The organism is Actinoallomurus sp. NPDC050550, from assembly GCF_040655075.1.
Taxonomy (GTDB): Bacteria; Actinomycetota; Actinomycetes; order Streptosporangiales; family Streptosporangiaceae; genus Actinoallomurus.
This window is the reverse complement of the sequence record NZ_JBFAJC010000078.1, coordinates 41626-47807: the sequence shown is the minus strand read 5'-3', so window position 1 is coordinate 47807 and position 6182 is coordinate 41626. Positions and strand designations below refer to the sequence as shown.

General features: G+C 68.7%; 5 protein-coding genes. 4 read left to right on the top strand and 1 reads right to left on the bottom strand.

Going from position 1 to position 6182, the window contains the following annotated elements; all coding sequences use genetic code 11:
* Nucleotides 1-246: 246 nt before the first annotated feature.
* From AB0I04_RS50595 to AB0I04_RS50585, 3 genes are all read left to right on the top strand, one after another.
* A complete protein-coding gene (locus tag AB0I04_RS50595; protein WP_360902545.1) occupies nt 247-666 on the top strand; it encodes a hypothetical protein in 420 nt (139 codons plus the stop codon).
* The gene (locus AB0I04_RS50590) at nt 663-1115 is read left to right on the top strand and encodes a MarR family winged helix-turn-helix transcriptional regulator (RefSeq protein ID WP_360902542.1); all 453 of its coding nucleotides are present in this window, start codon (nt 663-665) and stop codon (nt 1113-1115) included. Before AB0I04_RS50595 ends, AB0I04_RS50590 begins: the two co-directional genes overlap by 4 nt.
* A 442-nt stretch (nt 1116-1557) precedes the next feature.
* Nucleotides 1558-3051 (top strand): tetratricopeptide repeat protein, encoded by a 1494-nt coding sequence (locus tag AB0I04_RS50585; RefSeq protein WP_360902539.1) that lies wholly within the window; start codon nt 1558-1560, stop codon nt 3049-3051.
* 339 nt (nt 3052-3390) lie between these two features.
* Here the strand turns inward: AB0I04_RS50585 and AB0I04_RS50580 are convergent, their stop codons facing one another.
* A complete protein-coding gene (locus AB0I04_RS50580) occupies nt 3391-4620 on the bottom strand; it encodes an acyl-CoA dehydrogenase family protein (protein WP_360902536.1) in 1230 nt (409 codons plus the stop codon).
* Between the two features lie 250 nt (nt 4621-4870).
* Between AB0I04_RS50580 and AB0I04_RS50575 the strand changes: the two genes are divergently transcribed.
* Nucleotides 4871-6157, top strand: a complete 1287-nt coding sequence (locus AB0I04_RS50575; protein ID WP_360902533.1) for an MCE family protein — start codon at nt 4871-4873, stop codon at nt 6155-6157.
* Nucleotides 6158-6182 lie beyond the last annotated feature (25 nt).

Sequence of the window (6182 nt, the reverse complement as noted above, 5' to 3'; positions counted from 1 at the left end):
CTGGAACACCCACCCCCGGCCGTTCGTGTGGACCAAGACCGCCGAAGAGATCCTCGAATCCCTAGCACGATTTTGCCGACGAATTTCAGGCGCATGACACTAGTGCCGCGTCATGCAACGTTGGCCCCCGCTCCCGAACGTGTCCCCAGCCGTCAGATAGCTGACCCATGACGTGATTAGGCCCCCCAGGCTCTGGACTGTTGTCGCGACTACTAATATTGTAGTTGCGACAACAAAGGAGGTCTTGTGTACGTCTTCGGCGATGAGAAGATCATCAGTGGCGACAGCGCCAAGGTCTGGGCGGTCTGGAGTGAGGTGGAACGGTTCCCCGAGTGGGACCCGCGCGAGATGGAGAATCGGCTCCACGGTCCCTTCGCCCCCGGCACCAGCGGCTACTCCAAGCAGCGCGGCAACCCTGGCGGCCCCTACACCATCACCGCCGTCGAGCCCGGCCGTATGTGGACGGCCGAGTCGCCGCTGCCGGGCGGGAAGCTGACCATCGACCACGGCCTGGAGCCGATCCGCGACGGCAAGATCAGGGTCTGGAAGCGTTATGAGGTCCGCGGCCCTCTCATCCTGCTGTTCCGTCTCTACTACGGTCGCAAGGTGCGCCGTGCATTGGCCGGCACCTTCACCGCACTGGAGCAGGAGGCCGCCCAGAGATGATCGACACCCCCCCGCCCCGGGGCCCGCTGATGAGCCCCGGATTCTGGCTGCACCACGCGGCCCTGGCCTGGCGGCAGGCGATGGACGCCGGCCTCCGGCCGATGGGCCTTACCCACACCCAGTTCAACCTGCTGGCGTCAGTCAACTGGCTGACCAACCAGACCGGCCCGCCGACCCAGCAGCAAGCCGCCGAACTTTCCGGCGCTGACCGAATGATGACCTCCAAGGTCCTGACCACCCTGGAGGCCCGCGGCCTGCTGACGCGCGTCCCCGACCCGGCCGACTCCCGCACCAATCGCCTCATCGCCACCGCCGAAGGCCGCGACCTCGTCCGGCGAGCCGTCCAGGCCGCCGCCGAGGTGGACGCCGCCTTCTTCGGCGCCGGTCCGGACCGAGAGGACATGCAGCACAAGCTCCGCGAGATCGCCGAACGCCGCACCGGTCGGTAGTAATCGTGGAAAATCCAACGGATATAGCTCTGCCCTGCGGAGGTTTGGAGAGTCCGCGACGGCGCTGAGCGGCGGCTCGTCCGGATAGGCCCCGCTCAGTGAGACGTTCACCGGACGGCCTATCTGAGACGGCGTCTTCGCTGGTCGCGACGGCCGCGCCATCGACACCCGGGTGTCCGCTGAGGGAACGTCTTACGGACACCCGTCCGAGACGCGGCCTCAATCCGTTGGTTTTCCGCCAGGACTATCGGAACCCCAAGGACGACGCCTACGACCTGACGCGCATCACCCGCCGCCGCGCCCATGGCCTCGGCCTGATCCAGCCGTACGTCCTCCGGCGTCGCTGACACTTCGCCGATCAGGTTCGGCGGGGAATGCGACCATGGTCGCGTACGTCGGTAGTCGTGATCGGAAACACCCGACCCCCCTGGAGGCTTTCCGCATGACCGATGCCCAGTACCCGCCCGCCGCGGTAGAGCTGCGTGAGCGCGCTCTGACCGCCGAGCGCGAAGGCCGGTGGGCGGAGGCCGAGGAGCTGTTCCGCCAGGCGTTCGAGGCCGGGCACCCCGTCGCCGGGTACGACCTCGGTCACGGCCTGCTCGACCACGGCGACCGGGCCGGGGCGGAGGCGTGGTACCGGCGTGCCGCCGAGCAGGGCGTACCCGCCGCCGCCTTCGAGGTCGGCTACGAGGAGGAGCGCGGCGGCGACCTGGACGAGGCCGAGCGGTTGTACCGGCTGGCCGCCGAGGGCGGTCACCGCAGCGGGATCCTCAACCTGGGGGTGCTCCTGGAGAATCGGGGCGACCTGCCCGAGGCCATGGAGCTCTACCGCCGCGCCTGGGACCTGGGCGACGACAAGGCCGCGTTCAACCTCGGCAAGATCCATGACGACGAGGGCAAGGGCGACCTCGCGCTGGCCGCCGAGTGGTATGAGCGCGCGGCCGAACGCGGAAACGGCGGCGCCGCGTACAACCTCGGGCACGTCCGGCGCGACCAGGGCGATGAGGCCGCGATGGTGGCGGCCTGGCAGCGGGCCGCGGAGCTCAAGCATCCGAAGGCCGCCTACAGCCTCGGGCTGATATTCAGGCAGCAGGGCGACCAGGAGTCGGCCGTCGTATGGCTGCACAGGGCGGTGGAGGATTTCGGGCACACGGCGGCGGCCGGGAAGCTCGCCGACATCTACGAAGGGGACGGCGACCGGGACCAGGCCAAATTCTGGCGGGATCTCCCGTACGGGCTCGGCGCCTACAGCCCGTGGTTCGAGACGTTCGCGGGCGAGGGCGCGGCGGCGGCGATCCACCGGCAGGACGTGCTGAACGAGGCCCTGGGCGAGAGCGAGGTCCACTTCGACACCGACGAGCGGACACTGACCACGGGGGGCCGCACCTACCACGGCGTCACCTTGCTCGGCAGCTTCTCCCACCTGGACCAGTCCTGGCTGTGGTCCTGGGCCAACGAGCACTACCGCGATGACCATCCCGCCGTCGAGCCGCTGAGCGCCGTCCGCGAGTACGGCCGGGAACACGACATCGCCGAGTTGACCATCGGGCGCCTCGACCTTTCCGGGTTCCCGAACCCACACCAGGCCGCGACCACGATGGCCATCGCCGCAGGGGCGCTGCTGGGCGGCAACGGCGTCCATAGCTGCCGGATCAACGGCGGGAAGGGCTCCGTGTACTTCCACCTCGACGACCCGCAGCTGCCCGTCGCCGCCTACGATCCGTTCTCGGCCGCGCGCCTGATGATGACCGCCATCGAGGTCTTCCCGTCCGATCCCCGCCGGGTCGTCCGGGGCTTCGTCGTCCACTACGGCTCGGAGATCGCGGAGGGCCCCGACGCGATCGAGGGCCGCTTCCCCGACGGTCACCGCCTCACGGTGGCGTTCACCTCCGACGGATCCATCAAGGCCATCACGTCGGACCCCGCTCAGGCGTAGGACCGCTCACGCCGAATCAGGCGATCGGCTGTTCGTACGCTGGCGCACCTGACCCCGGCATCAGTCGACACGCATCGTGAATCGTCGGGATCCGGTCGAGGAGTGCCCGATAGTACGCAATCGCCGCTGCGGCCATCTCGCAGATCTTGCCGTACAGGGGTAGACGGCTCAACTCAGAGATGAGCTGTGAGTGGGCTGGTCATTGGTCAGCGCCAAGTCAGCACCGCGTTGGGAACCGACGGGAAACGATGGGGTCTGACGAGCAATCGCCGATCGACGCGCAGCGTGATCGAACTCAGCACAGACGTGCACGCGTAATGCGCCTGACCTGCGGAAACGCTAGCGGACCGGCAATCCGGTGACCGTACGGCCGATGACGAGGCGCTGGATCTCCGACGTGCCCTCGAAGATGGTGAAGATCTTGCTATCGCGGTGCCAGCGCTCGACGGGGTAATCGCGGGTGTAGCCGTTGCCGCCGAGAATCTGGATGGCGTCCTCGGTGACCCGTACGGCGGTCTCGCCGGCGTGGAGTTTGGCCATCGAGCCTTCGGCGCTGGCGAACTCCTTGCCGTTGCGCGCCATCCAGGCGGCGCGCCAGACGAGGAGGCGGGAGGCGTCGATCTGGGTCTTCATGTCGGCGAGTTTGAAGGCGACGGCCTGGAAGTCACCGATCTTCTTGCCGAACTGCTCGCGCTCGCGGGCGTAGTCGACGGCGTATTCGTACGCCGCGCGGGCGATGCCGACGGCCATGGCGCCGACGGTGGGGCGGGAGGCCTCGAAGGTGCGCAGGGCGGCCTGGCCGGCGGCGCGCTTGCCCTCACGGACGCGGGCGAGCCGCTCGTCGAGCCGGTCCTTGCCGCCGACGAGGCAGGAGCCGGGCACGCGCACGTTGTCGAGGATGACCTCGGCGGTGTGGGAGGCGCGGATGCCGTGCTTCTTGAACTTCTGGCCCTGGGACAGGCCGGGGCTGCCGGGCGGCACGATGAAGTTGGCCTGACCGCGGGTGCCGAGCTCGGGGTCGACGGAGGCCACGACGACGTGAACGTTGGCGATGCCGCCGTTCGTGGCCCAGGTCTTGGTGCCGTTGATCACCCACTCGTCCTTGGCCTCGTCGTACTCCGCCCGGGTGCGGATCGAGCCGACGTCGGAGCCGGCGTCGGGTTCGGAGGCGCAGAACGCGCCGAGTTTGATGTCGTCGGCGGTGCCGAACATCTGCGGGATCCACTCGCCGATCTGCTCGGGCAGGCCGGTGGCGGCGACGGACACGGCCGCCAGGCCGGAGCCGACGAGGGACAGGCCGATGCCGCCGTCTCCCCAGAACAGCTCCTCGAACGCGACCGGGATGCCGAGGCCGGACGGCTCCATCCACTGCTCGGCGAAGAAGTCGAGGGAGTACAGCCCGATCTTGGCCGCCTCCTGGAGGATCGGCCAGGGGGTCTCCTCCCGCTCGTCCCACTCTTGGCCGGCGGGCCGGATGACGTCTCTGGCGAACTCGTGGACCCACTCCTGGACCGCCCGCACATCCTCGTTCAGCTCAAGCGAGAAGGCCGGGGCGCCGTCGTCCGACATGTTTCCTCCGTTCACGGCCGGCCCGGGCGGCGGGCACGCTATTGGACCCGATGTCCACCTCACCCTAGCGGCCAGAGTGCTACCGGCGGTAACAGGGTGGCAAGTGTCACATTACGCCCAGAAGGAGATTGACTTCGTGCCATGAGAGTCACGAGGCTGTAACAAGCGGTACCGTCCGCACGAGGTAAGAGGTAACTTATTTCGCAATCTGCCCCCGTGGCCCTGGTCGCCCGATAGAACGGGAGTCTGAGTGGGTCTGCCCGGTTCCCCCCGCCGTCGGGATGCCCGCCCCACCCGAGTGCTGGCCTTCGGCGCGGCCGTCCTGGCCGTCGTCGTGGCCGCCGCGCTCGCCGCCGTCTTCTGGCCCAGTGGTGAGCAGACGCATGTCACCGCCTACTTCGAGCGCGCCACCGGCGTCTACCGCGGCACCGAGGTCCGCGTGCTCGGCGTGAAGGTCGGCAAGGTCACCCGCGTGACGCCCAAGGGCAACATGGTCGAGATCGGGATGGCGTACGACGCCAAGCGCAAGATCCCCGCGAACGCCCAGGCCGTCATCATCGTTCCGTCGCTGGTCGCCGACCGGTACATCCAGTTCACGCCGGTCTATCGCGGCGGAGCGGCCCTCCAGAACGGCGCCACGCTGTCTCTGTCGAGCACGGCGGTGCCGGTCGAGCTCGACGACGCGAACCAGTCGATCAACGATCTGGCCAAGGCCCTCGGACCGCAGGGCGCCAACGCCAACGGCGCACTGTCGCGGCTGCTGAAGTCGAGCGCGCAGACCCTCAACGGGCAGGGCGAGAATTTCAAGCAGACCCTCCAGGACCTCTCCGAGGTCAGCCGGATCCTCGCCGACAACCGCGGCGACGCCAGCCAGACCGTGCGCAACCTCGCGAAGATCACCCAGGCGATGGCCGCGAGCGACCGGCAGATCCGAGCGTTCTCGGAGAACCTCGCGACCGTCTCCGGCACGCTCAACGCGGAACGGACCGAGCTGCGGGCGGCGCTGAAGAGCCTCACGGTGGCGCTGCAGGAGGTCTCGGCGTTCGTCAAGGAGAACAAGACGCAGATCGCCGCGAACGTCCAGGGCCTCGCGCAGGTGACCGGCATCCTCGTCAAGGAGAAGCAGTCCCTGCAGCAGTTCCTGGACAAGGCGCCGGTGGCGGCCACCAACGCGATGCAGGTCTACGACTACCAGGACGGCACGCTGCACTCCCGGCTCAACCTGATGCAGTCGCAGAACATCGCGATGTGGCTCTGCTCGCTGGCGTACTCCCTCGGCGCTCCGCCGAAGCAGTGCGAGACGCTGCTCAAGCCGCTCAACGCGCTCGGCGCCCCGCTCAGCAAGATCGGCCTGGATCTGTCGGGGCTGACGGCGGCGACGACCCACTTCGACGTGGTGCCTCCGCCACCGGACGCCTACGGCAGCGGCTCCGCGCGTACCTCCGCGAAGGGCGGCACGACCAAGAAGACCGCGCAGCCGGGCGCCAACCCGGACCCGACCTTCGGCGGGATCCTGGCACCCCCGTCGCCCGGCTGAGTCTCTCCCCGGCCGGGGCGGCCGG